Consider the following 26,307-nt stretch of genomic DNA (forward strand, 5'->3'; position numbering starts at 1 on the left):
GATGACGCAGGGTTTCCGCTATCTGAGTCAGCAGGATGTGATGACGCTCGGCGGTACGCAGGCGCAGGCTGCACTGGATGATATTCGTGACGTTGTCACCTTAATCCGTCAGCAACAGGCGCAGATGCCGTCGGAAACCCATGTCACTCTCGGTGGCGACCGGGGAAAAGCCTACGCGCTGCCCGCCAGTGTGGGCGGCCGTTTCAATGCCGCAGGGGTGAAATGGACGGCACATCGCCCCGATGCACACGACGGTCTGCCGCAGGCGATGGCGATGACGCTGATTAACCGCGCAGATAATGGTTTGCCACTCGGGCTGGTGGAAAGCGCCGCGCTGACGGCCACCCGCACCGCCGCCGTCTCGGCGCTGGCGTTGCGCCATGCCGCACCGCGCCCGGTTCAGCACGTCCTCCTGCTCGGCACCGGCGTGCAGGCCACGGCGCATCTTGAGATGCTGCGCCAGCTTTTCCCTGAGCTGAAACAGGTCAGCTGGTGGAGCCGCAGCGCAACGGTTTTTGCCCCGGACAGCGAAAATCTGCCGTGGCCGCTGATCAGGTTCAGCAATTTACAGCACGCCTGCGCACAGGACGCCGGTGCGGTGATCACCTGCACCAGCGCCGCAGAACCCCTGCTGGGCACGGAGGCAATCCGTCCCGGAAGGCTGGTTATCCAGGTGGGTTATCACGAAGTCGCGTTCGAAGCGATTGCCCGCGCCACACGGGTGGTGGTCGATTTGTGGGGAGATTTCTGCGAAACCAGCGCCAAAAGTCTTTTTCAGATGTACCGCGCCGGAAAATTTTCGCCGGACCGCGTAGATGCCGATTTAACCCATCTGCTGCTCGATGGCTGGCGGCCTGCGCCGGATGACAGTGTGTATTTCTCCTCGTTTGGCCTCAACGTCTTCGACATCGCCCTGGCAGCCCGCGTACTGGCACTCGCGCAGCAACAGGGAACCGGTACGTTATTACCGCTTTTTCCGGAGTCATTTTACCTTGACTGATTATTCTGCATTACCCTTGCCGCGCATCCTTATCAGCGCCGCCGAACTGCTTGAACGCCACAAAAATGGCGAACAGTTTGCGCTGATTGATGTCCGTGAAATCACGCAGTGGCAGGCCGGAACCCTGCCGGGCGCACTTCACCTGAATGTCTATGATTACTTTATTCCCGACAGCACCCAGGCCGGTGTGAACAGCCTGTTCAATGCCTTTCGGTCTGCCTGGCAGGAACTGGCTATAAGTGACAGCGTCACGCCTGTTTTCTTTGAACAACAGGTCGGTATGCGCTCCCCGCGCGGTGCATGGTTTGCGCTATGCGGCGGTATCTGTCAGCCACTGGTGCTCGATGGCGGACTGGATGCCTGGCAACGCGCAGGCGGCGATCTCATACCGGGAACCGGCAACAGCGCAGTGATAAGCGCCGACAATCCGGATTACCGTACGGACGCCAGCATGAACATCGCACTGGCGGCCACGCGGGCCGAAGTGCTTGCGGCACAGGCAACGGGCGCAGAGATTGTGGACGCACGCCGTCCGTCAGAATTCACGGGGGAATTTGCGCATGAATGCTGTCAGCGGGCAGGAAGGATCCCCGGTGCGAAGTTGCTGTTCTGGGAGGATGTGGTGCATAACGGCGGGTTTCTGGATGCCGGCGAAATCCGCCATCGCGCGGAAAAAGCCGGACTGCGGCCCGACCGGCGGAACATTATTTATTGTCACCGGGGCGCACGCGCCGCCACAGTATTCATCGCTTTGCAGCTGGCGGGTTACCGGCAACTGGCCATTTATGTCGGTTCCTGGCATGAATGGGCAGGTCATCCTGAACTGCCCCTGCTGACGGATTTTAACTGACATTGCGCAGTTTCAGCGCCTGCGTGATATCCGGCGCTGCCGCCAGTAAAGTTTGTGTGTAAGCATGCTGCGGCGCGCCCAGCACCTGTGCAGTGAGTCCGCTTTCCACAACCTTGCCATGATAAAGTACCACCACGCGGTCACATACTTGTTTCACCGCGGCGAGATCATGGCTGATAAACAGCACGGTCAGGCCGAGTTGCCGGCGAAGTTCATCCAGCAATGCCAGTATCTGCCCGCGAACCGAGAGATCTAACGCCGACACGGCTTCATCCGCCACCAGTAACTCTGGCTCTAATGCCAGCGCACGGGCAATGGCCACGCGCTGACGCTGACCGCCGGAAAATGCGCCGGGCAAGCGGCTGGCGTGATGTGCTTCCAGTCCCACCCGTTTCAGTAATTCCTCTACCCGCGCCTGAATCTGTCCGGCAGGACGCAATTTCCAGACACGTAGCGGCTCAGCAATTTGCTCACCGATGGTCATTTTGGGGTTCAGACTGGCGTAAGGATCCTGAAAGATAATCTGCGCACGGCTGCGCATTTTTTGCCGTGTGGCGTGACTGGCGCGGGTCAGGGAAACGCCGTCAAATTCGATATCACCGCTGTCAGTTTCCGTCAGGCCAATGATCGCCCGGCCCAGCGTGGTTTTCCCCGAGCCGGATTCACCGATCAGCCCCAGAATTTCACCGCGACGGATATCCAGTGTTGTCGGGAAAAGCACGGTCTGCCGTTTTGCCGGTACAAAAGGGAGATGCTGCGCCTGCGGATAGCTTTTGCTCACGTTGTGTAAACGAACCAGCGGCGATGCCGCGCAGATTGCTGCGGTGACCGGGCGCGGTTCCGGCTGGGAAGCGGCAATCAGTTTACGGGTGTAAGGCTCCTGAGGATCGGTCAGCAGTTTTGCCACCGGCCCTTCTTCCACCCGACTTCCCTGATGCATGACGTAAGCACGGTCGGCGTAACGCGCTACCACGCTCAGGTCATGGGTGATCAGCAGCACACCCATCTGCATTTCCTGCTGCAATTCCAGCAGCAACGCCAGAATTTGCGCCTGAATGGTGACGTCCAGCGCGGTGGTTGGTTCATCGGCAATTAGCAGTGACGGTTTACAGCTGATCGCGCTGGCGATCATGACCCGCTGACGCATGCCGCCGGAAAGCTGATGGATATATTGTTTCGCCCGTTGCTCCGGATTCAGAATACCGACGCGATCCAGCAAAACGATGGCCTCACGGTGTGCCTGTTTCCAGTCCAGCCCCTGATGACGTACCAGCACTTCGGCTATCTGTTCCCCGACTTTGAGCACCGGATTCATACTGGTCATCGGTTCCTGAAAAATCATCGCCAGCCGTTTACCCCGCGCAGATGCGTCAAACGTCCTCTGCGGACTGGCAATGGATTTACCGGCCAGCCAGATTTCTCCCCCCGTCATACTCACTCCCGGCGGCAGCAATCCCATCAGCGCCAGCGAACTCAGTGTCTTACCGGAACCGGACTCCCCCACCAGTGCCACCATTTCACGGCGGTTCACCTGCAGGGAAAGCGGTTTGACCAGCGGTAATCCGGCATCGGTATGAATGGCGAGGTGGCGAACGTCGAGCAAAGGTCTGGCAGTCGTCATGGCGGTGATCCGGCGAAGAATTAAGCATTAAGGATATATCGTATATCTTCGAGCGACAATCCTTAAAATATCCCATCCATAGATTAATTTCTGCTAATTAAGCATGATTTATCAGGGTTTATCCCTCAGACGCAAAAAATTGCCGACAGTCTCACCGTCGGCCGAGTGTCGTGGGGAAAACGCCTCATACCTGCGCCATACCGCCATCAACAAACAGTTCGGTGCCGTTGATAAAGCTGGCAGCATCCGAGGCCAGATACGCCACAACTTTGCCGATTTCTCCCGGTTCTCCCAGACGACCCAGCGGCACCTGTGCGGCAGGCGCATCAAATAAGCCCTGACGGTGCTCATCCGGCACCCGTCCACCCAGACCTGGCGTCCGCACCGGACCGGGGCTGACAACATTCACGCGGATCCCACGTCCCTTGAGATCCAGCGCCCAGGAGCGGACAAAGGAGCAACCTGTCTGTGGATCCTTGAAGCGACATACGAAGAGTGGAAAGCAGACAACGCCCGCAAGGTTGAGTAATATTATCCTCTGAAGGACAAAACCCGGTCGGCTGACCGGGCTTTCCTCACGTTCCATCCCCATTGATTTCCCGTGTAAATTCTCCTTAGTCGCTGAACCCCCTCAGCCGCTTTCGCACGTCTTCAGCTAGCACAATACCCCTACTTGTTAACGTGGCTTTCACCACCCGATGCTACTGGCAGCAGTGGAGCCGGTACGGCTGTCTCCATTGTTCCTAAATCAAAACTCGTCATGATTTGGGAGCGTACAGCCTGAAAAAATACCCTACTCATAGGGGCATTCATCACTCTTATCTTCCGGTTCTTCACGATGTCGGCAGCGATTTACGAGAAAGCCAACCATCAGCCACAGCACCATAAAAACCGTAAATATCTTCCAGAACATGACACGTCTCCTTAAGTTTTGGAGACCATATCCAGATAAACCACAAGATGATAATGGTTAATAACGATCAAATTGTTGGTATTGATCGGTGACACCGATCAATATTTTTTAAGCGGGTTATCAGGTGCGGGGTTTTAACGGCGTTACAATCAATTCCGGACAGTCCAAAAGAGGCATTTTAAAGGTCGTTAGACAGTCCGGAATTGAGCGCGAAACAGTCCGGAAGATTTCGCCGCGCTACAATTATTGGGCCGACACTATTATCGGGTGGCATAAGTTTCTTACCACTTTTATTGAAGTATATTTTTATGCGCACGGGGCAATGGGAGTTTTACATCTGTTAATTGAACGATATAAAAACCACTCCCCGGCTATTAATGATTAAATTATTGCCGGGTGAATGATGACATTCAGCAATTTTTAATTATGTGATACCGCCTTTCGCACAATAGCGGCTGCAAGATTCTTTTTGTGATCAGACGGGTCGACCCAATTGTTGCCAGAGCTGCGGGGCAAAGTGACATTCACACTCAGGCCCGGATTTTGCGCTTAAGACAGATAATTTGCCGTACCGATTCGCGCAAGCTGATGGTACGGAATATATCGCGCATCATCGATATATCGGCCTGTAATCCACGCCACCAGCCGATTTTAGCGGCTTTATACGGGCTGATAACGCCCTGCCATCTGATGACCTGTAAGCGAAATCCGGCGGCAATCCAGCGCTGATTGATCCAGACTTCCAGCCCGAAATGCGGCAACCGGCGGATCTCCCCGAGATGCTTCGCCACTAACCCGCGCGCAAACACCCGTTCACCGGAGATATAATCCAGCCCGATAAACCGCCAGACCCACGGGCTGTTACGCCTCAGGCTTATCGTGACATCAGCCTGATGTTGCATCACCGGCCGGATGAGCGCGGTAATATCGTCATCATTCAGCCCGACAAGATCTGCGTCAAGCATCAGCAGATGGCTGCCCGTTGCCACAGCAATGCCTTCGGCCACGGCGTAACTTTTACCGCGATTTTCAGGCAGGCTGATCACCCTGATCCCCCTGCCTTGTGCGACTTGTGCGGTATTATCGCCGGAGCCGTCATCCACCACGATAATCTCCAGCAGCAAAGGGTGATTCTGCACCACATCCAGCACCCTGCCGATACGACCGGCCTCATTGTGTGCCGGAATAATGCAACTCACCGTGATCATTGTTTAGACCTCACCCAGAGCACCCCCGTCACGGCCAGCAGGATGAACAGGCCAAGGGATACCCAGGCTATCCAGTTATTCACCTCTGCGATAATATCGCCGAACATCCAGCCGAGGCCCAGAAGAAACAGGCTTTTAGGAATGGCCGCGATGATGTTATAGAACAGAAAAGGCACCAGCGGCATCCGCGCTATTCCCGCGCCGGTCAGCACCAGTGCGCCAGCGGAATGGGTCAGTTTGGCGAGCACCAGCAACCGCCCGCCTTTGCGATCAAAACTTTTCACCATTTTTTCCAGCCGCGGCTGTGTCAGTCCAAGACGGGCCAGCCAGCCGGGCGGTTGTCCGTCAGCTTTGATCACCAAGCGTCCGAGCGAGTAAAAAATGATATCCCCCAGCACTTCCCCCACCATCACCACGGTAAACATGGCGGACACGCTGAAATAGCCGAGACGGGCGAAGTAGCCTGCAATCACCGTCACTACCGGCCCTTCAAGGATGGCCAGCGGCGTCATGATCAACAGGCCGTGCGTTCTGATAAGCGTTTCGAGTGTTTCAAGAGAAAACATGCTGTCCTTATTTCCCTGAGTGCTGACTGGCAGACACCGGTTGTTTTTTGCCTAAGTGCCCTTCACCCAAAATAGTGCCGCGCCACGTAAAACCGCGCCCGGTCCAGCACCATAACCACAAGGCGGGCAGCAGGATATCGCGGATGCACATCGCCAGAATATCTCTTAGCTGATGCGGCCAGCCGAGCGCTTTGGCCAGCGCCCATTCGCCGCCATACCACAACACAAAAAGCACAGGAGCTGCAAACAGGGGTAAATCACCGCGGAGGGTCAGCCAGACCACTGCTGCCAGAGCAGGCAGGAAACCCATAATAATTTCAGGCACAAACAGCCAGAAAAAACCGGCACGCCGGATGCGCGCCCAGCGCAGTTGTCTGCTCCAGACCGCTTCCAGGCTGCGATGCCCGATAGGCTGCACAAAAGGTTGCGCGGGCAGACGGACTTTCAGCCCCGCGCGGCGTACCAGTTTGGTTGAGGCGACATCTTCCGCCAGCTCACTGCCCAGCGCTGCCATTCCGCCACCATTATCAAGCACCTCGCGCCGCCAGCACAACGTTTTCCCCTGCGCAAAACCGTTACCCAGAAAATCCGACAGATACTGCCAGCGCGCCTGATGCGTATTCAGCATTGCGGCTTCTACGGCACCCCATAAATTCTCCGGGATCATCCCGACTGCCGGAGAACTCACCAGCCCGGTCTGACTGTCAAAAGTATTCGCCAGTGAACGCAGATAATCCGGCGGTAACAGCAGATTGCTGTCTGCCATTGCCACCACGCCTGCGGTGGTATTGCTCCAGGCTTTATTAAGATTATTCACTTTCGGATTGGCGGATATCTTGTCATCGCCAATCAGCAGTCGTGCAGGCTTATCGGGGAATTCCGCCATCAGTTTTTCCACCAGCGGGATCACCGGATCAAACCGTGACGCCACGCAAAACACAATTTCATAAGCGGGATAATCCTGATAAAAACTGGAGCGCATGGTCTCCTCTTCGAAGGCGTTATGCCCGCACAATGGCCGCACCAGCACGATAAATTCCGAGGTTTCATGCACTTCATCGCGCAGGACGCCACTGCGCATCCGCCACCAGGCGATGACGAGAGAGGAAAACTGAAGGGTAATCAGTACGCTGCCAATCGTGGCGGTCACTGCGGTGTTTAATACCATGACGATGCCCCTTTATTGAAAATATCTGCGATGAGAATTCCAGACTTCCGGCAGTCAGAACGCTCATCCTACAGACGTTACGTTAAGGAATTCTTAAAGGGACATCGCGGGGACACGCTATCCGTCACGTTCAGTTAAAAGTAATACAGCAGGCACCCTGTTCCGTGCCGGAAAGCGGGCTGCGCACGGCCATAACCGATATGTTCTGCGCTCAGATCAGGCTGATAAGGCTGACGTTGTGCCAGTACGGCAGGTTCAAACTTAATTATTAGCAGTGAAACATTTTCCGGGTTACGTATTAACAGGCAAATAACATACACAGCGGGTATTAAATCCCCGGGGATGTTTGCGCGGGATTGATGGTTTAACACCGTATTCGCCGCTTAATTTTCCTTTCCGCCTTGTAATTATTTACTTCCTTGTCTATTACTAAATGCAGTGATAACTCATTGTTTAAAAGGTGGGTTATTGTTTAACAGGGATTTCAATCAATAAGCGTCTTCCTGTTGTTCTCCTTCAATTTACTGAGCAATTTTAAATCTGAGGCTTACATGAAAATATCTAAAGCTCTGCTGGCACTGGCTGTGATGGGTTGTGTCTCTTTTAGCGCTTATTCAGCTGAATTAATGAAGAAAGTAGATTTTGAAAAAGTGGCTTCGCAGTATACCAAAGTCGGTTCTGTCACTACCTCAAATAAAACCTCACAGTCCGGTGCCATTGAAGATCTCTCGAAGAAAGCCGATAAAAAAGGCGGCGATGTATTTGTATTAACCTCCGGTAATACCAACAATAAAATTCACGGCACTGCTGACGTTTATAAGAAAAAATAAATCTTTTGGTTGATACTCAATATAAAAAGGCCCGCGAAAATTGCGGGTTTTTTGATGCACACTGATGCTGATTATCATTTCCTGTTTCTGGCCGTAAGCCGGACCTTTGCTTCCTCTTCTTGAAAGGGACATTTTATGCTGCTGTCGGCTCCGCTGATGCTGGTTGTAATTGGCCTGGGATCGTTACTCGCGCAGTGGCTGGCCTGGTTGCTGAAAATCCCCGCGATCCTGCCTTTGCTGTTACTGGGTGTAGTGCTGGGGCCGGTCACGCACGTCGTTATGCCCGATGCCCTGTTTGGCGATTTGCTGTTTCCGCTGGTCTCAATATCGGTGGCTATCATTTTGTTCGAGGGCGCGCTGACGCTCAGAATTGATGAAGTCCGCGGATTGGGTGGCGTGGTCCGCAATCTGGTCACGATTGGCATGCTGGTCACGTTCTGCGTGATCAGCCTCGCCTGCTGGTGGCTGCTCGGGTTTGAACCGGAACTGGCAGCGCTGGTCGGTGCGGTAACGGTGGTGACCGGTCCGACAGTGATTGCACCGTTAATGCGCGTGGTTCGCCCGAACACGGCGATTAATCAGGTTCTGCGCTGGGAAGGAATTGTGATTGACCCGGTAGGCGCGATTTTCACGCTGCTGGTATTCGAATTCATCACCCTGCGCCAGCACGCCGAATCACTGATGCATCTGTTCTGGACACTCGGTGCAACCGTCGCCGTCGGGCTGGTGCTGGGCTCGGTTTTTGGTTATGCGCTCGGCGTGGCCCTGCGCCGCGTATGGATCCCCGCCTATCTGCAAAACCTGGGAGTACTGGCGGTGATGCTGACCGCTTTTGGCGTTTCCAATGCCATTGCCGATGAATCGGGCATGCTGACCGTCACCGTGGCGGGCATCTGGCTGGCCAATATGCGTGATGTGGATACCACCGACATTCTGGCATTTAAAGAGGAACTGTCAGCAATTCTGATCTCCGCACTGTTTATCATTCTGGCTGCCAGGCTGGATCTCCATGCACTGATGGCGATGGGCTGGCCACTGATTATTTTGCTGCTGGTGGTGCAGTTTGTTGCGCGTCCGCTGTGTATAGCCGTGTCAACCTGGCGGTCATCGTTGCACTGGCGGGACCGGTTATTACTGTGCTGGATAGCGCCGCGGGGCATTGTCGCCGCCGCCGTCAGCTCCCTGTTCGCCCTCACGCTACAACGCATGCATTACCCGCAGGCCGACAAACTGGTGACCGTGGTCTTTGCCGTGATCATCGGCACCGTGGTATTACAAAGCCTTTCCAGCCGTGCCATCGCACGCGGATTACGGGTGCAACAAAAAGCACCGCGCGGCGTGCTGATCATCGGCGCGAACGGTGTGGCCAGAATGCTGGCAAAAGTACTGATGAAGCAGGATATTCCGGTGCGGCTCACCGACAGCAGCTGGGAATATTACCGGCAGGCGCGGATGGACGGCATTCCGGCGTATTACGGTAACGCGTGGTCTGAACATGCGGAAAACTATCTGGATCTGAGCAGCACCGCGCAGGTGCTGGCACTGTCTCCGAACCGCCATCAGAATGCGCTGGCAGTCTACCATTTCAGCCACATTTTCGGCCGGGAAAAGGTATTTGCCGTACGCTCAGGTCCGGTGCCCAAAGGCGGACGCTCGCAGGAAAACAGCCGTTTTCAGCGTCACGAAGTGCTGTTCAGCACCGAAGCCACTTACTCCAGGCTGAGTTCCCTGCTGGCGAAAGGCGCGGTGATTAAGGCCACACAGTTAAATGAGAGTTTTGGCTGGATTGATTATCTTGAGAAAAACAGCGGCGTGCTGCCGCTGTTTGCCGTGCGCGAAAACCATTCACTGACAATATTAAAAGAAGGCAATATTCCGCCGGTGCCTTGCACCCTGATTGCTCTGGTGAACGGCGAGTCATAGCGCCATACGGATAATGAATAAATTTTAGAAAGGCCTGATTATCGCCAGAATACCGATGAAGATCACACCGGTAATAATGACCACACCGGCGTTGCGCACCAGCGCAAAATCTTTGACCGGCTGACCGGTGGCGCGGCGGCGTAAATCCCCGGAAAGCAGGCCGTGCAGCGCGGAGAGGATCAATACCACGACCATTTTTATCAGCAGCCAGGCATGCGGGAATTTGCCATAACTGACAATCATCACGATGCCCGCCACCCACAACAGGATCATCGCCGGGCTGGTGACACTGCGCGTCCATTTGCGCACCGTCTCAAGCAGTAACTTCTGCCCTGCACTTTCCGCCGCGCCGGATGTGCGCGAATATGCCATCGACACCAGCGCCATGGCCAGCATGCCGCCAATCCACAATACACCCGCAATGATGTGCAAGGCGTTGAACCACTCATGAAGCATTTTTATCTCTCCGGAAGTTAACAACAATTCTGCCTGCGGCGGATGGCTCCAGCCCGCTGTCTCTGCGCCGCTTTTAACGGATTATGTCTCTTTCCCGTACTAAAGGCACGGTTAAGTCGTCACTTTTTCTTATTCATACCGGGTGTTTACAATCAGTAGGTAGACTGGTATACCTACTCATATCTGTACAAGACGAGATAAATAAAATGTCCACACCTGAATCCGCACGTGACCGGCTGCTCGGTGCCGCCCGCGTTCTGTTTTATAACGACGGCATTGCCGCGACCGGGATTGATGCCATCGTCAAACGCGCCGGTGTCGCCAAAAAAAGCCTCTATAACAATTTCGAATCCAAGGCTGCACTGGTCGCGACGTACATTGAAATCCGTCACGATGAATGGCTGGAGCTGTACGCCCTGCGCGTTAAAAAAGCCAAAACACCACAGGAAAAAGTGCTCGCCGTATTTCAGGCCTATGACGATCACGCTGAATTTGCCTATGAGCGTGGTTTTCGTGGCTGCGGGTTGCTGAATGCCGCCGCCGAACTGCCCGCCGGAGCTCCCGGCAGACAGGCCGTGCGCGGGCATAAAGAACATGTCGAAGCCATCGTAACCGCACATCTTCTGGAACTGTTTCCTGATGACGACGCGAAAGCCCGGCTGATGGCACGGCATTTTTCCTTTTTACTGGAAGGTGCGATTTCGCGTGCGGGTCTGGAGGGCAACGGTCAATGTGTCCGTCAGGCGATGGACATGGCGGCCTCAATGATGGAGGCATCATGACGATAACGCCTCGTGAACGCATGACAGGTGTACTCGCCGTGGTATTTGCTTCCTTTCTCTGGGGGTCAACCGGTACGGCTGCGACATTTGCACCCGACGTCAGCCCGCTGGCGATCGGGGCCGTGGCGATGGGGCTGGGCGGATTGTTGCAGGCGCTGATTTCCGCCAGAGGGATTGTCGCCAGCCGGGTAACACTGCGGCAAAACGGCCGCATGTTACTCACCGGCGCACTGGCGGTCGCGGTTTATCCCCTGGCGTTTTACGCATCGATGCATCTGGCGGGCGTCACGGTCGGCACGGTGATTTCCATCGGTTCCGCCCCGCTGCTGTCAGCGCTGATTGAATATTATCTCGACGGACAACGCCTTACCCGCCGCTGGATGACCGGTGCGGCTATTGGCGTAGCGGGCATGGTGTTGCTTTGCATCGGCAAAAGCGCAGGTCATGCCGTCTCCGGTCAGGGCGACCATACGATTGCCGGTGTGACGCTTGGCCTGATTGCCGGGCTGACTTACGCGCTTTACTCCTGGGCGGCACGTCATTTAATGCAGCGCGGCGTCCCTTCCCGTGCGGCAATGGGTGCCACCTTCGGGCTCGGCGGTTTATTGCTGATGCCGGTACTGTGGGTAACCGGCGCGCCGCTTCTGGCCTCGTGGAATAACGCCCTGGTCGGCGCCTACATGGCGCTGATCCCGATGTTTGTAGGTTATGTCTGTTTCGGCTATGCCCTTGCGCGCATTCCGGCCAGCATGGCAACCACCATAACCTTGCTGGAACCGGCGGTCGCGGCGGTGCTGGCGGTCGTGATTGTCGGTGAACGTTTGCCGCCGATGGGCTGGACGGGCATCGGCCTGGTCGTCGCATGCCTGATTTTCATCACTGTACCGCTGAAAAGACGCGCAACCGTACCGGTTTCTGCCTGAAAAAATGGCTCCCGCAGGAGCCATTGCTGTTTTACTTACGCAGGGAGATTACACCACCGCAGGCGCGGCCAGCGAGGCCATATCAATCACAAAACGATAGCGCACATCGGCCTTTTCCATACGCTCAAACGCTTCATTAATTTCATCCATGCGGATCATTTCGCAATCCGGCAGAATGTTTTTCTCCGCGCAGAAATCGAGCATTTCCTGCGTTTCGCGGATCCCGCCAATGGGAGAACCCGCCACGCGGCGACGGCCTAACAGCAGCGGAACGGTGTTAAATTCTTCCATCGGCCCGACCTGCCCGACCAGCACCAGCGTGCCGTCCACATCCAGCAACGGCAGATACGGCGTGATGTCGTGTCTGACCGGTACGGTATCGATGATCAGATCAAAATGATCGTGTGCCTGCGCCATGGCGTCACTGTCGGCACTGACCAGCAGACGGCTTGCGCCTAATTCCAGCGCATCGGCTGCTTTGGCATTGGAACGGCTCACGACCGTAACCTCTGCCCCCAGACCGGCCGCCAGTTTGACCGCCATATGCCCCAGACCGCCCAAGCCGATCACGCCGACGCGGCTGCCCGGCCCGACGTTCCAGGTCTTCAGCGGCGACCAGGTGGTGATACCGGCGCACAGCAGCGGCGCGGCTTTGGCAAGATCTAACCCTTCCGGCATGCGCAGACAAAACTCCTCGCGCACCACTAAATGCTTGGAGTATCCGCCCTGCGTCGGTGCTTTGGTGAAACGGTCATAACCCGCGTAAGTGCCGGTATTACCTTCGCGGCACAACTGTTCTTCACCTTTTTTACACTGATCGCATTCCTGACAACTGTCTACCATGCACCCCACAGCGACATGATCGCCCGGTTTATAGCGGGTGACGCCTTTACCAATCTGTGTGACGCGCCCGACGATTTCATGGCCGGGAACAATCGGATAGTAGCTCCAGCCCCAGTCATTTCTTGCGGTATGTAAATCAGAATGGCAAACGCCGCAATACAGAATTTCCATTGCGACATCGTTATCACGCAGGCCGCGACGTTCAAAGGTAAACGGTGCCAGCGGTTTTTTAGGATCGTAAGCAGCAAATCCGACAGTTTTCATCAGTCAATTCCTGAGTCGTTAATGACCTATTCACTATAGAATTTAACGCCGAAGTCACAAGCCACAGTCCTCCGGAATCCTTGCCTGATCCTGCCCGGTTTATTTCTTAAAGCTGCCGAACATCTTGTAACGGCCGCCCGGATATAACAGCCGGGCGCAGGTGACGACTTTTTCATGATGCCAGGTCCGACGTAGGGTTTGCAGGCATGGCTCGGTCTGATGAATATTCAGCAGGCGCTGCTCGTCGTTACCGGCCATCACGGCCTCAATGGTATGTTCACCCGCCGTCAGCGGTGCCAGCTGGGTGAGATAGGCGAAAGGCGTCGTTTTAGTAAAGTCCTGCTGTAAATACAACGGTGCAATATCCGGATTCACCAGCCGGTCCTCCAGCTGTACCGGAATATCATTTTCGTAATGCACGATCAGCGAATGGAACAACGCTACGCCGAGCGGCAGCATAAATTTCATTGCCATATTGTGACTGGCAATTTGCTCATCCAGTTGCAAAACGCGGGAAGTATGAAAATGCCCGCGGTTTTTGATCTCATCAGAAATGTTATTGACTTCCAGCATCGGCGTAAACGCCTTCATTTCATTGACAAAGGTGCCAACGCCCTGTAAACGCAGCAGGTAGCCTTCGGTGGTTAATTCGCGCAGTGCCCGGTTGATGGTCATCCGGCTGAATCCCAGCTCGGCAACCAGTTCACTTTCTGAAGGCACACGCTGGCGCGGTTGCCAGTGCCCGTGCAGGATCTGGTTGATGATCCCCTGTTTCACCTGCTTATACAGCGGAGATGGCTCGTCTCCGGCGTCCGCAATGACTTCGGATAGCGTTCTGTTTGTTGACATCATTCCTGCCTTGTATATTGCCTGGCGCGCGTTGCCGGAGGTCATTCGCCGGTAAACACCGCCTGTTCTTTCGCCGCCAGTGCGCGCATGCCTTCGTTGCGGTCTTCGCTGGCCGCAATCAGGGCGGACAACGAACGCTCATAACTGATGCCTGCCGTTAAGCCCATATCGAAACTCGCCAGCACGGCTTTTTTGGCCATCTTAATAGCCAGCGGTGCGGCACGGGAAATATTATGCGCAATCGTCAGCGCCTGTGCCGTTAATGCTTCAGGTGTGGTGATGCGGCTGACCAGCCCGGCAGCCAGCGCTTCGGTGGCGCTGATTTTTCGCCCGGCGAGGATGATTTCCATCGCCAGTGATTTCCCCACAGACCTGACCAGCCGCTGCGTCCCCCCTGCGCCGGGGATAATCCCGATATGTGTTTCCGGCAGCCCGATAACGGTTGTGTCATCAGCAATCACGATATCGCACAGTAACGCCAGTTCCAGTCCGCCACCCAGCGCATAACCGGACAGTGCCGCGATCACGGGTTTTTCAATGGCGGCGATCTGATCCCATTTTTCGCTGAAACCGCTGGTGTAAAGGGCTATCGCTGAGGCGGTAGCCAGCGTGCCGGTGTCAGCGCCGGCGGCAAACGCCCGCGCTGAGCCGGAAATCACCATGGCGCGGATCTGCTTATCCCCGTCCAGTTCACGCATTTTCTCCAGCAATTGCGTCAGCATCTCCGCACTCAGTGCATTGAGTTTTTCCGGCCGGTTAAGGGTGATATGCGCCACGCCCTGATGTCGTTCACAGCGGATAAGTTCGCTCATGGTTTTTGCATCCTGCTGATGGCGCGGATTGTGGTATTACGGTGCGCGAGCCCTTCTTCAATATCCTGTGCCGTCCACGGATAAAACCCGGCGCCGGTTTTGGTACCCAGGTGGCCCTGCTCAATGTGCTCCAGCAACCACGGCGGCAACGCGTCGTCACGGGATAACACCGGCAATAAGATCGCCGCAACATTCTTCACCGTATCCAGCCCGGCAAAATCCATCAGTTTCAGCGGCCCCATCGCCGACCAGCGCGGTGCAAGTGTGCTTTGCACAGCAAAATCTACGTCTTCGATGCTGGCTATACCGGCCGTCACCAGATGCAACGCCTCGCGCAGCATGGCGTATTGCAGCCGGTTGACGATAAACCCTGGCACGTCTTTATGAAGGGTCACTGTCTGTTTGCCCAGTTGCTGACACAAGGCACCGGCCTGCTGACGCGTTTGGTCACTGGTTTGCGGCCCGCAGACAATTTCCACCATCGGCATGACATCAGCCGGATTAAACCAGTGCAGGCCAATAAAACGCGACGGCACCGCCAGCGAAGAGGCAATCTGCCCGACAGGGACGCTGGAGGTGTTGGTGGTCAGCAGACAGTCGTCACTGACCTGTTTTTCGATCTCCTGAAAAATCTGCTGTTTGAGTGCCAGCACCTCAGCGATATTTTCCGAAACAATCTTCGCGCCTTTCAGACATTCCGCCAGGGATGTCGTAAAAGTGACCGCTGATGCCAGTCCGGCGTCGATGCTGTCGATCACTTTTGCAGCCTTGTGCAGCGAGTTTTCCGTACGCGAATAAAGCGCCACCTTAAAACCGCTGGCGGCAAATACCGCCGCGATGCGCGCACCCATGGTGCCCGCGCCAATCACCGCAACCTGTGTTGATGCCATATTATCTGCCTCCGGTTAAATAACGCCCTGTTGCTCCAGTGTGTCCATCTCCTGCGAAGACAGCCCCAGTTGCGCGCTGAGAATGGCGCGCGTGTGTTCACCAAGCCGTGGCGGCATTAAATCGGGTATCTGATGCATGCCGCTCAGCTTCACCGGCTGCGGTAATATGCTGATTTCACCGGCAACCGGATGTTTCACCTGATGCAGTAGTCCCCGTTCAGCGGCATGCGGGCTTTGCAGCAGTTGATCCAGCCCCCAGACCGGGGCGGCAGGAATGCCGTCTGCATCAAGCAGGGCGAGCGCCCCGTCCACGGTTTTGTCGTGCAGCCATTCTTCAATCAGCACCCGTAATGCGTACTGATGTTTCAGGCGCTGCGGATCCGTGGCAAAACGCACATCCTGCACCACTTCCGGTTTACCTATAGTCTGTGCCAGACGGCGGAACAGGCTGTCATTCGCCACGGCAATCACCAGATAACCGTCGGCCGCACGGTAGCTGTCCATCGGGGCGCTGATGGGATGTGCATTGCCCAGTCGCCCGGCCAGCGGCATGCCGCCCAGCAGTTGTGTCAGCGAGACCATTTGCATCGATACCATCGCGTCGAGCATGGCGACATCCACATGCTGCCCGAGACCGCTGATGCCCCGTTGCAGCAATGCCGCCAGAATGCCCCACGAACAGTACAGCCCCGACACCACATCACCAATCGCATCCCCCACCCGGGTCGGTTCACCATTCGCCCAGCCGGTGACCTGCATAATGCCGCCCATCGCCTGGATCACATGGTCATAAGCTGCTTTGTGCGCCAGCGGCCCGTGCTGACCAAAGCCGGAAATACTGGCATACACCAGCTTCGGATTGATCTTCTTCACAGCGTCATAATCAATGCCCAGACGCGTGGTCACGCCGGGCCGGAAGTTTTCCACCAGCACATCCGCGCCTTCAATCAGTTGTTCCAGCACCGCCCGTCCCTGCGGAGATTTCAGATTCAGCGTCAGGCTTTTTTTGCCGTGATTAAGCAGCATGAAGTAGGTACTTTCACCATGAATATGCGGCGTGAAATCACGGGAGTCGTCACCTTTACCCGGCATTTCAATTTTGATCACTTCCGCACCCAAATCATTGAGCAGCGAAGCGCAGTAAGGCCCGGCCAGCACGCGGGAAAGGTCAAGCACTTTGACCCCCTCCAGCGGCCGTGATGTCGCGGATGTACTCATACATTTTCTCCGTCAGCAAGGTCTGCGAAAATCAGGGGGGTCAGCGCGCGCAAGATATCGCCCTGTCCGATCAGCTGACGGATAGCCAGCATATCCGGATACATTTCCTCGTCACTCTGCCGGAAGGCCACCTGCCCGCGCACCAGAGACAATACGGTTTCCGTGCCCGCTGAGGCGCGCAGCGGACGGTGGAATTCCACCGCCTGCGTGGCACACAAGATTTCTATCGCCACGATATCAATGGCATTTTCAACGGCATCAATCGCTTTACGCGCCGCTGTTACTCCCATGGAAATGTGATCTTCCTGTCCGGCACAGGTGGATACGGTATGCACGCTGGCCGGTGCTGCCAGTGCACGATTTTCCCCTGCCAGCGCGGCCGCAGCGTAAGGCGGGATCATCATGCCTGAATGCGCCCCGCCATTGGCCACCAGAAAAGCCGGTAATCCGCTGAGATGACTGTTTGTCAGTCGGTCAGCGCGGGCCTGCGAACCGGTGCTGAGTTGCGCAATGGCAATCGCCAGTGCATCCAGACACAACGCCACCGGCGCACCGTGCCCGTTGCCGCCCGGCAAAACATTCAGCACCCCCTCTTCCACGATAAACACCGGATTATCTGTGACCGAATTAACTTCGGTAGTCAGCGTTTTCAGGCAGTAACTCAGTACATCCCGTACCGCGCCATGCATTTGCGGAATGCAGCGCAGGCTCAGTGCGTCCTGAACGCGAAAATCCCGGTATTTATCCAGGATCTCGCTGTCGCGCAGGAAACAGCGCAAAATCCGCGCGGTTTCCTGCTGGCCGTCGTGCGGGCGCAATGCGTGAAGGCGGGCATCATACCCGCGGATATTCCCCTTCAGCACTTCCAGGCTCATGCCACCAGCAGCATCCGCCGCCGGCAGTAATTCGCGGAAGGCTTGCGCCGCCAGACAGCCCAGCGCAGTGATTTCATAGGTGCCGCTGACCAGCGCATGGCCTTCGCGCGGACCGGGAATGCGCACGGCAATCCCCGCCCGCTCCAGCGCTTCCCGTGCCGGTAACAGTTCGCCCTGATAGAACGATTTTCCGTAACCAAACACCGACAGCCCGATATGCGCAGTGGCAATCAGGTAACCAACCGACCCCTTGGCAGGCGACCAGGGCGTCACCCCCTTGTTAAGCATGTCGGCCATCGTTTGCACCAGCGCCGGGCTGACGCCACTGTAGCCCTGCAGCAGCGACTTCATCATCACCGCCATCATCGCCCGCACTTCATGCTGCGCCAGCACCGGCCCCGTACCGCAGGCGTGACTTTTCAGCATATTGAGCTGTACGTCAGAAATTTGCTCCGGTGATAAGCGCTGAGTGACCAGGTCGCCCACGCCGGTGGTCAGGCCGTAAATGACTTTGTTGTCGGCAATCGCCTGCCTGATTTTCTCATGCACGATCAGCATGGCATCTGACGCTGACGGGTCCGGCAACACCGGTGCCCCGTAAGCGATATCCGCGATATCACGGACGGAGGTTTCCGCCGTGCCTAAGATGACAGTGCGCGTCATCATTTATCCAGCCCGTGCCCGGCCAGCCACTCTTTTGCTACGGCATCCACACTTTCAAAATTCGCCAGTTTGCCGTTCATCACGATCAGATCGCTGGTGGTCAGTTGTCGGGACACGTTGTTCAGCGTGGTTTCGACCACCTCGCTGGCTTTGTCTTTAGCAATCAGCGGCACAATATTTTGCGCCGGGAATAAGTGTCTGGAATCTTCCAGCGCCACCAGATTTTTCGTTTTAATCGCCGGATCGGTTGAGGTCATGTCCGCGACCTGAATCTGATTATTGGTCAGCGCAGACAGTGTCAGCGGGCCGGCGACGTCGAGCACTTTGAAGTTTTTAAAGGTCAGGCCGTACACTTCGCTCAGCCCTCTCACCCCTTCACGACGGGTTTTCCATTCTGCCGGACCGCCCAGAACCAGCGTTTTCGCCACCGGTGCCAGATCACTGATGTCTTTCAGATTGTGTTTTTTGGCCGTTTTCTCAGTCACAGCCAGCACATCACTGTCCTGCGCGGCTGAGATATCCAGCATTTTGATTTTTTCCGGTAAAGCTTTTGCCAGTGCCGCCGCCACATCTTCAGAAGAATGAGCCTGCGTTTTTTCGTCGAGATAACTCAGGGTGGCACCACTGTATTCCGGGATCAGATTAATGGAGCCATCAAGCAGCGCGGGCATATACACCTCACGGCTGCCAATATTAAGTTTGGTTTCCACCTTCACATTTTTTGCTGCCAGTGCCTGCTCATAAATAGTGGCAATCAGCTGGCTTTCGGGGAAATCCGCTGAGCCGATGATAATAGTGCCCCCCGTATCAGCGGAAAACGCAGCAGGGACGTGTACGACGGCAGCAGAAAACAGGGCAACGGCGAGCAAATTTTTCAATTTCATTTTTGTCAGGCTCCGGAATGAGTGAGTAGATAATTCAGTGATTCGATAAAGGAATGGTTTTTTTACGGCGGCGCTCACGCTGCCGCAATCCTGGTGAAACAATGAAACGAATTAAAAAAGAGAAAAATACATCAACCAGTAACGCTAATATTCCCACCATAAAAGCACCCGCAACCATTTGCGGATAATCATTCTGTGCACGGCCATCAATAATCAGCCGCCCTAAGCCACCAAGCGAAACATACGCTGCAATCGTGGCTGTAGACACAATTTGCAGCGCAGCACTGCGGATACCGGATAATATCAGCGCCAGTGCGCAGGGTATTTCTACCGCCAGCAACAGTTTCAGCGGTGAATACCCCATACCGGTTGCGGCATCAATAACTGCCGGATTAATTGCCCGGATGCCGGAATACACCCCCATCATAATGGGCGGTAAGGCCAGAATAATCAGCACAATCAGACAAGGCACAATAAAAGCCAGGTCCGATTCAAATACCGGCCCGAACAGAATTACCAGCAAGATGATTAACCCGAATGAAGGCAGCGCCCGCATGGCATTGGCGCTGCCGATTAATAGCGTCGCACCTTTACCGGTATGGCCGACATAGCAACCGATCGGAAAAGCAATAATCACCGCGATGAACAACGCTTCAATGCTGTAAATCAGATGCTGAAAGATGAGCATCAGCAAACCGTCATCATTGAGCCAGTGACCGGAGTCCAGCAACCAGTTAATCATTTCGCATTCCTTTTCGGTTGCCATGTGGTCATTTTATTGCCGGTACGCAGCACCAGATTATCCAGCAGCAACGCCAGCACAATGCACAGGAAAATACCGGCAATAATCGGTGTCAGGAAATGCAACTGAAAACCCTGGGTGAACAATGCCCCCAGTTGCGGCATGCCAACCAGCGCCGAAATCGACACAATACTGACATTCGAAACCACCACCACCCGCATACCGGCGGCGATGACCGGCACGGCCAGCGGTAATTCCACGCTCAGGAAACGCTGCAAGGGTCGGTAGCCCATGGCGACAGCGGCCTGGCGGGTATCATCCGCCACAGAATCCAGTCCGTCGCATACGGTGCGGATCAGCAACGCAAATGCATACAATGTCAGGGCCACCACGACATTAACCACATCCAGAATCTTTGTGCCCAGCAGACCGGGCAATAGAACAAATAACGCCAGTGAAGGAATGGTATAAAGCAATCCTAATAAATTCAGAATACCGTCTTTAAATTTTCCGCATCGGTGTAAAACACCGCCTACCGGAATAGCCAGTGCCAGCCCGATCAATACCGGAATAACAGACAGGTAAATATGCCAGCCGAGCAGCGTTAATATATTTTCCCGCTGCTGAAATAACCAGTCAAAACGCATGGCACTACCTCACAGTCCGGGAATAAGAAAGTGAAAAGACGTGTTCTATAGTGGCCGTGCCGATAAAACGCTGATGTTCATCTACCACAATACCGCGCTGACAGGGAGAACTTAATACGGCATCCATTAGCTGTCGCAGCGTGCCATTTTTCGGCGCGAAGGTACTGCCGAGATTAATATCTTCCGCATCCACGTTTATTTTATTTTGTGTGACATCATACCAGCCGAGCGGACATTCATTTTCTACCACCAGCACCCAGGCACTTTCTCCGGCAAGGGCTCTGGCTGCATTGACGGAAATACCCGGCTCGATGACAGGTTCTTTCGTCAGACTGATATTCCCGGGGATGCTGTCGAAGGAAAGTTTACGGTATCCGCGATCACGACCAATAAAATCAGCAACAAACGCATCCTGTGGTTCATTGAGTAATTTCACCGGCGAGGCGACTTGCGCCAGACGCCCCCCGGGGCGGAAAACGGCGACCTGATCGCCTAATTTCATCGCCTCATCAATATCGTGAGTAACCATAATAATGGTCTTGCCGATTTCACGCTGTAACCTTAAAAACTCATCCTGTAACTGTTCGCGCACCACCGGATCGACAGCGCTGAAAGGTTCATCCATCAGCATAAATTCCGGGTCCGATGCCAGCGCACGCGCCACGCCCACCCGTTGTTGCTGACCGCCGGATAACTGCCACGGATAGCGCTCCGCCATCGACAGGGAAAGCCCGACCAGCTCAAGTAATTCGAGGGCCTTTTTACGCGCAGCCGTACGTGTCGCACCGTTGAGCAACGCCGTGACCGCGATGTTGTCCTGCACGGTTTTATGCGGAAACAGCCCCGCGTTCTGGATCACATAACCTATTTTGCGGCGTAATTTTACCAGGTCCATTCCGGCGGTCGGCTGCCCGTTCAGCAAAATGCTGCCCGAAGAGGGTTCGATTAACCGGTTGATCATACGCAGCGAGGTGGTTTTGCCGCAGCCCGAGGGCCCGACCAGCATGGTGATTTTCCCTGTCGGCGCACTGAACGACAGCCTGTCTACAGCCACCGTACCATCTGCGTAAAATTTGCTTATGTTCTCAAATGAAATCATTACATTTCCAGCCACATTACGGAGTGTTTTTCACAGGACGCCTGCTTGTGATCATTTCGCAGACCTGACATGTACTAACTTGTATGTACAACCTAGCAAGCAGAATGCCAACTTATCAAAACGGAGGAATAGCGGCAGAATATGGCGATTGTGACGGGCAGTGAGGCATAAAAGTGAACAAAAAATGACGTTTTTTTGCACCAGAAAAAAACAATTCGCCCCATTGCGGTGCGGAATGTTTTACTTTCTGGCTACAGGCTGGCTACGACTTTCGATCCGACAACTGGCTCAGCCACTGACTGCGATATTCAGAAGGCGAACGGGCGGTGCTTTTGCGAAAAACGCGGCAGAAATAGTTGCTGTCAACAAAGCCGCTGCTGGCTGCCACTTCTTTGATTTTCAGCTCATAGCCTTTAAGCAGCAGTTTCGCCTTTTCCAGCCGGACATGATTCAGATACTCACTGAAGCCGATATCACCGGATTTCCGAAATAAATGAGACAGGTAATTGGGGGTGATATGGAAACGCTTTGCCACGTTTTCGCGCGTCAGCGGCAGTGCGGCATTCTCTTCAATATATTTTTTGATGACCTCAAACAGCGCACCGCTGCGGGTGAGGATCTGCGCCCGGTTGGCGAGCTGTTCCTGACAATGACTTAACAACCCCGCGACCACGCAGCGCGCGGTTTGCTGGTCGTCAGGATTAGAGATAATTTCATTCATCGCCTGCAACAAAAACGAGCCTACCCGCGGACCAAGGCGCGAAACACTTTGCTTATCGGTACCGGTAAATGTCACGCCATCCCAGAACTGCAAACTGAAACCCAGTTTTTCTTTACTGAACAGAATACTCAGCACTGTCGCGGACTGATCCCACACCATCAGATTCCACTTCCCGCCCGGAATATACAGTGCATCGCCCTGCCTCAGCAGCCCTTTACCGGCGGCGATGCTGCGATCACGGACTTCGCCTTCAACCACAAATTCGATACGCGGAAAACTAACCACCGAGGCCAGCTCGGGCGCAGGCAGGGAATTATCAGGGAACCGGACAGCAAACGCATCACTGCCGGATACCGATCGGAACAGTGTTTCTATCACGTCTTGCAGCATGGCAGCCTCTCAGAGGATTTCTTTTGATCATAACATACACCTAACAAATACGCGGTAATCCCGCCTGCCACACCGTGCCCCTTCTGGTGTCCATTATAAGACCCGGTAAAATGCAATAAAAAAGCCTGACCGGCGGCCAGGCCCGGAGGGAAACAGCCATTCAGAGCACGTCGAGCAACCATTTTTGCGCAGGCGTCAGGCGGCTTGCCGTTTCCGGCGTCAGCCATTTACGCTGATCCTGCTGCTGCGCATCGGCACGATCAATATACAAACTGTGCAGCACCCGGCGACGTGTGCCGGCGTGGTTATTGGTACCACCGTGCCACGCATGAGCGTTATAGATCATCACACTGCCTGCCGGTGCCTCAAACACCACCTCATCCGGATGCGGCAATTCGACATCCGCCAGCACGTCCTCCGGCAATTCCGGGCGGTGATGAGTGCCCGGAATAATACGTGGCGCACCGTTGGCGGCACTTAAATCGTCAATCGCCACGATAGCATTGACCAGATGCACCTTTGGGAAATCCGGACGCGGTTTTTTCCAGTCAGCATGCAGCGGCTGATGTCCTCCCCGGTGCAGCGCTTCACGACCATTGAGACTCGAAACCTTAAACGCGCCGCCGAAAATATGGTGGCACACGGACAGGATCAGCGGATGCGACCAGACCTTTTCCCACACAGTGCCTTTGTTGATCATATTGGCGATACGGGTGGCGGTGGCTTCCTGATGATGTTCCACCGCGAGATTATCGCCCTCTTTTTCCACCAGCGCGTCAAACGTGACACGCATATCCGCCAGCCAGTCCTGGTCAATCACATCATGAATAATCAGGTATCCGCGCGTCTCCAGTTCGTCCGCCTGTGCCGGTGTTAACGGTTGTGTTGCGCCCAGTGCTGCAAGATATTGCTCAGATGAATGATTCATTTCCCGCCCCTTCAGTTAACGTTTGCGTAACATGAAAGTACGGCAGTTTTTATAGGAAAAAACGATGCTAATCCTACGAAACACTGGATTTATGTGTGATCGCCAAAAAAGTGTGAGACAGATCGGCTTACATCCGCAGCATGTCTCTCAGACCGCCACCAGCAGTTGTGCCTTGAGTCTCTCCTGTAAAAAGTCGAGAAATACCCGGGTGACTTCGCTGCGCTGACGATGCTGCGGATAAAGGGCGTGCAGGCTCAGCGGGCCGGGATGAAACGCATCGAGTACGCGAACCAGCGCCCCGTATTGCAGTGCCGGGCCGACGATAAATTCCGGCAGTAATACCAGCCCCAGTCCGGCGACGGCCGCATCGCGTAACACTTCACCGTTATTGCTGACAATCGGCCCGCGCACATCAAACAGACGGCGTTTGCCGTGCAGCTCCAGCTCCCAGCCGGTCTGTCCTTCACGCCCGTAACGCAGGCAGTGATGGCTGAGCAAATCCTCCGGCGTTTCCGGCGTTCCCTTGCGCTGAAGATATTGCGGGCTGCAACAGATCACCCGCTTCAGCTCGCCCAGGCGCCGCGCCACCAGCGACGAATCGGCCAGATTACCAATGCGCAACGCAATGTCGAAACCTTCACCCACCAGGTCAACATAGCGGTCGACCAGTTCTACCTGAAACTGAATAGCCGGATGCTGACCTAAAAACTCGGCAATCAGCGGTGAGAGATGGCTGATGCCAAACGACATCGGAATGCTGATGCGATATGCCCCCTGAAGCGCCTGCCGTTTGGGCGACACCGCGCGTTCGGCTTCTTCGATGTCATCGAGGATCCGCTGAGCATGTTGCGCGAACAACTGACCGGATTCGGTCACCGACAGTTTACGGGTGTTGCGGTTGAGCAGCCGGGCATTTAAGCCAGCCTCCAGCGACGCCATACGGCGACTGACATATTGTTTTGATAGCATCAGTTGTTCAGCCGCTGCGGTAAAACTCCCGGCCTTTACCACCGCAACAAAAATACGAAGATCTTCTATCTGCATCTTATCCGCATCCTTGATTATCATGCCGCTGATTGTCCACCAAAACGTGACAGTGATAGTCAAACCAGCGCATTGTTGAGCAAATTAGTTTACGTGTATTCTCTGTTCATCGGAAGCGCAAACGCACTTCCCCCCTGACAAACTGAGGAGCACATCATGATCGAACAACGTCTCTCTGAACAACGCGGCCTGGGTGATCACGGCTGGTTGCATTCACGCCATACTTTTTCCTTCGCCAGTTACTGGGATCCGAAACAGGTCGGTTTCTCAGACCTGCTGGTCATTAACGATGATCAGGTTGCACCGGGCCGCGGCTTTGGCGCACATCCGCACAGCAATATGGAAATTATCTCTTATGTTCTGGAAGGCGCGCTGGAGCATAAAGATTCGATGGGTACCGGTTCTGTGATTGTTCCCGGTGATGTACAGCTGATGAGCGCCGGTTCCGGTGTGACACACAGTGAGTTCAACCACTCCGGCGACGAGAATGTCCATTTCCTGCAAATCTGGATTGTGCCGTCTGAAACGGGTACCAAACCGGGTTACCAGCAAGTTTCTGTGGCTGAAGCGGAAAAACGTGGCCAGTTCCGTCTGGTTGTCTCGCCGGAGGGTGACAACGGCTCACTGACGGTGCGTCAGGACATGAAGATTTACGCGGGTTTCTTCGACGGCGCAGAACAGGCCACGTTTGATCTGGATCCTGACCGCTATGCCTATATCCATGTGGCACGCGGCAGCATCAAAGTGAACGGCATTGAGTTCAGAAACGGTGACGGTGCCCGTATCCGTCAGGAAGATAAACTCACCTTTACGGACGGTGATCAGGCAGAAGTATTACTTTTTGATTTGCGACCGGTGGAAGTGAATCACCCGTCCCGCTAATTAAAGCACTTAACAGGCATATTGCAGACATTTTCAGCAATATGCCTGCCTTTTTGCGCCCTCTCCCTCATGGGTAAAAATGCCTGCTGCAAAGCTCTGCAACATATATTTTTCTCTGGAAAGCAAATCCCATCTCAGTGGTTATCCAGTTGGTTTAGCACCCTTGCTTACGTTATATTTGCCTTGCTGCGTCAAAAAAACGCGGCGAGGTTTCGCAGCCTGAATACCACATCGGAAATACATATGTAATAATTATGTATTAGCCTCGGTACACCTGTCAGATGCAGATGCTTGTAATTTGTACATCCTATGGTGA

The 26,307-nt window shown here is 54.9% G+C and carries 25 protein-coding genes and 2 pseudogenes; 8 read left to right on the top strand and 19 right to left on the bottom strand.

From position 1 onward, the window contains the following. The first annotated feature begins 1 nt into the window (after position 1). Together ETV65_RS02240 and ETV65_RS02245 are read left to right on the top strand one after the other, a co-directional pair. On the top strand, positions 2-1,000 hold the full coding sequence (locus ETV65_RS02240; RefSeq protein ID WP_129951374.1) for an ornithine cyclodeaminase: 999 nt from the start codon (positions 2-4) through the stop codon (positions 998-1,000). Next, positions 993-1,850, top strand: a complete 858-nt coding sequence (locus ETV65_RS02245; RefSeq protein ID WP_129951375.1) for a rhodanese-like domain-containing protein — start codon at positions 993-995, stop codon at positions 1,848-1,850. The genes ETV65_RS02240 and ETV65_RS02245 overlap by 8 nt, the downstream gene beginning before the upstream one ends. Here the strand turns inward: ETV65_RS02245 and ETV65_RS02250 are convergent. Continuing rightward, positions 1,843-3,471, bottom strand: coding sequence for an ABC transporter ATP-binding protein (locus ETV65_RS02250; protein WP_129951376.1), 1,629 nt, complete (start codon positions 3,469-3,471; stop codon positions 1,843-1,845). The genes ETV65_RS02245 and ETV65_RS02250 overlap by 8 nt on opposite strands. A gap of 184 nt (positions 3,472-3,655) precedes the next feature. Continuing rightward, a pseudogene (locus ETV65_RS02255) lies at positions 3,656-3,928 on the bottom strand (SDR family oxidoreductase); the annotation flags it as partial. 706 nt (positions 3,929-4,634) lie between these two features. On the opposite strand from ETV65_RS02255, the pseudogene ETV65_RS25090 reads away from it, so the two are divergent. Next, a pseudogene (locus ETV65_RS25090) lies at positions 4,635-4,769 on the top strand (cytochrome b/b6 domain-containing protein); the annotation flags it as partial. Between the two features lie 145 nt (positions 4,770-4,914). On the opposite strand, the gene ETV65_RS02265 reads toward ETV65_RS25090, so the two are convergent. The 3 genes from ETV65_RS02265 to ETV65_RS02275 are packed head-to-tail and all read right to left on the bottom strand — an operon-like array spanning position 4,915 to position 7,326. Beyond that, positions 4,915-5,592: a glycosyltransferase family 2 protein gene (locus ETV65_RS02265; protein WP_129951377.1), complete on the bottom strand. Its 678-nt coding sequence runs from the start codon at positions 5,590-5,592 to the stop codon at positions 4,915-4,917. After that, on the bottom strand, positions 5,589-6,158 hold the full coding sequence (locus tag ETV65_RS02270) for a VTT domain-containing protein (protein ID WP_129951378.1): 570 nt from the start codon (positions 6,156-6,158) through the stop codon (positions 5,589-5,591). The genes ETV65_RS02265 and ETV65_RS02270 overlap by 4 nt, the downstream gene beginning before the upstream one ends. A 7-nt stretch (positions 6,159-6,165) precedes the next feature. Further along, positions 6,166-7,326, bottom strand: a complete 1,161-nt coding sequence (locus ETV65_RS02275) for a ceramide glucosyltransferase (RefSeq protein WP_129951379.1) — start codon at positions 7,324-7,326, stop codon at positions 6,166-6,168. A 551-nt stretch (positions 7,327-7,877) separates the two neighbouring features. Between ETV65_RS02275 and yahO the strand changes: the two genes are divergently transcribed. Next, positions 7,878-8,156 carry a DUF1471 family periplasmic protein YahO gene (yahO, locus tag ETV65_RS02285; RefSeq protein ID WP_129951380.1) on the top strand — a complete coding sequence of 93 codons (279 nt, stop codon included), beginning with the start codon at positions 7,878-7,880 and terminating at the stop codon, positions 8,154-8,156. A 135-nt stretch (positions 8,157-8,291) separates the two neighbouring features. Continuing rightward, positions 8,292-10,079, top strand: a complete 1,788-nt coding sequence (locus ETV65_RS02290) for a sodium:proton antiporter (RefSeq protein WP_129951381.1) — start codon at positions 8,292-8,294, stop codon at positions 10,077-10,079. A 24-nt stretch (positions 10,080-10,103) separates the two neighbouring features. Here the strand turns inward: ETV65_RS02290 and ETV65_RS02295 are convergent, their stop codons facing one another. Next, a complete protein-coding gene (locus ETV65_RS02295; protein WP_129951382.1) occupies positions 10,104-10,535 on the bottom strand; it encodes a CopD family protein in 432 nt (143 codons plus the stop codon). Positions 10,536-10,741: 206 nt separating this feature from the next. Here ETV65_RS02295 and ETV65_RS02300 point away from each other — a divergent pair, with 206 nt between their 5' ends. Both ETV65_RS02300 and ETV65_RS02305 read left to right on the top strand, forming a co-directional pair. Further along, positions 10,742-11,317 carry a TetR/AcrR family transcriptional regulator gene (locus ETV65_RS02300; RefSeq protein WP_129951383.1) on the top strand — a complete coding sequence of 192 codons (576 nt, stop codon included), beginning with the start codon at positions 10,742-10,744 and terminating at the stop codon, positions 11,315-11,317. Then, on the top strand, positions 11,314-12,240 hold the full coding sequence (locus ETV65_RS02305) for a DMT family transporter (RefSeq protein ID WP_129951384.1): 927 nt from the start codon (positions 11,314-11,316) through the stop codon (positions 12,238-12,240). The genes ETV65_RS02300 and ETV65_RS02305 overlap by 4 nt, the downstream gene beginning before the upstream one ends. 48 nt (positions 12,241-12,288) lie before the next feature. Here ETV65_RS02305 and ETV65_RS02310 read toward each other — a convergent pair whose 3' ends face one another. From ETV65_RS02310 to ETV65_RS02370, 13 genes are all read right to left on the bottom strand, one after another. Further along, positions 12,289-13,347, bottom strand: coding sequence for an NAD(P)-dependent alcohol dehydrogenase (locus ETV65_RS02310; RefSeq protein WP_129951385.1), 1,059 nt, complete (start codon positions 13,345-13,347; stop codon positions 12,289-12,291). Between the two features lie 99 nt (positions 13,348-13,446). After that, positions 13,447-14,196: a histidine utilization repressor gene (hutC, locus tag ETV65_RS02315; protein WP_129952116.1), complete on the bottom strand. Its 750-nt coding sequence runs from the start codon at positions 14,194-14,196 to the stop codon at positions 13,447-13,449. 41 nt (positions 14,197-14,237) lie between these two features. Further along, entirely contained in the window at positions 14,238-15,008 is a 771-nt protein-coding gene (locus ETV65_RS02320) for an enoyl-CoA hydratase-related protein (protein WP_129951386.1), read from the bottom strand. Continuing rightward, complete coding sequence (locus tag ETV65_RS02325) at positions 15,005-15,898, bottom strand: 3-hydroxyacyl-CoA dehydrogenase family protein (RefSeq protein ID WP_129951387.1); 894 nt, start codon at positions 15,896-15,898, stop codon at positions 15,005-15,007. Before ETV65_RS02325 ends, ETV65_RS02320 begins: the two co-directional genes overlap by 4 nt. A 15-nt stretch (positions 15,899-15,913) precedes the next feature. Next, entirely contained in the window at positions 15,914-17,116 is a 1,203-nt protein-coding gene (locus ETV65_RS02330; RefSeq protein ID WP_129951388.1) for a CoA transferase, read from the bottom strand. Beyond that, positions 17,113-18,657: an aromatic amino acid ammonia-lyase gene (locus ETV65_RS02335; protein WP_129951389.1), complete on the bottom strand. Its 1,545-nt coding sequence runs from the start codon at positions 18,655-18,657 to the stop codon at positions 17,113-17,115. The genes ETV65_RS02330 and ETV65_RS02335 overlap by 4 nt, the downstream gene beginning before the upstream one ends. Further along, positions 18,654-19,538 (bottom strand): ABC transporter substrate-binding protein, encoded by an 885-nt coding sequence (locus tag ETV65_RS02340; RefSeq protein ID WP_129951390.1) that lies wholly within the window; start codon positions 19,536-19,538, stop codon positions 18,654-18,656. The genes ETV65_RS02335 and ETV65_RS02340 overlap by 4 nt, the downstream gene beginning before the upstream one ends. 34 nt (positions 19,539-19,572) lie before the next feature. Beyond that, the gene (locus ETV65_RS02345) at positions 19,573-20,280 is read right to left on the bottom strand and encodes an ABC transporter permease (RefSeq protein WP_129951391.1); all 708 of its coding nucleotides are present in this window, start codon (positions 20,278-20,280) and stop codon (positions 19,573-19,575) included. Further along, entirely contained in the window at positions 20,277-20,927 is a 651-nt protein-coding gene (locus ETV65_RS02350) for an ABC transporter permease subunit (protein WP_129951392.1), read from the bottom strand. The genes ETV65_RS02345 and ETV65_RS02350 overlap by 4 nt, the downstream gene beginning before the upstream one ends. Before the next feature lie 4 nt (positions 20,928-20,931). Next, on the bottom strand, positions 20,932-22,026 hold the full coding sequence (locus ETV65_RS02355; protein WP_129951393.1) for an ATP-binding cassette domain-containing protein: 1,095 nt from the start codon (positions 22,024-22,026) through the stop codon (positions 20,932-20,934). Positions 22,027-22,288: 262 nt separating this feature from the next. Continuing rightward, positions 22,289-23,137, bottom strand: a complete 849-nt coding sequence (locus tag ETV65_RS02360) for a helix-turn-helix domain-containing protein (protein WP_129951394.1) — start codon at positions 23,135-23,137, stop codon at positions 22,289-22,291. 160 nt (positions 23,138-23,297) lie between these two features. Further along, the gene (locus ETV65_RS02365; RefSeq protein WP_129951395.1) at positions 23,298-24,065 is read right to left on the bottom strand and encodes a phytanoyl-CoA dioxygenase family protein; all 768 of its coding nucleotides are present in this window, start codon (positions 24,063-24,065) and stop codon (positions 23,298-23,300) included. A gap of 147 nt (positions 24,066-24,212) precedes the next feature. Further along, positions 24,213-25,109, bottom strand: a complete 897-nt coding sequence (locus ETV65_RS02370) for a LysR family transcriptional regulator (RefSeq protein WP_129951396.1) — start codon at positions 25,107-25,109, stop codon at positions 24,213-24,215. A gap of 156 nt (positions 25,110-25,265) precedes the next feature. On the opposite strand from ETV65_RS02370, the gene ETV65_RS02375 reads away from it, so the two are divergent. Continuing rightward, a complete protein-coding gene (locus ETV65_RS02375) occupies positions 25,266-25,991 on the top strand; it encodes a pirin family protein (protein WP_129951397.1) in 726 nt (241 codons plus the stop codon). Positions 25,992-26,307: the final 316 nt, after the last annotated feature.

Origin of the sequence: Rahnella sp. RFA10(1/100) (assembly GCF_004195115.1) — a bacterium.
Classification (GTDB): domain Bacteria; phylum Pseudomonadota; class Gammaproteobacteria; order Enterobacterales; family Enterobacteriaceae; genus Rahnella; species Rahnella perminowiae.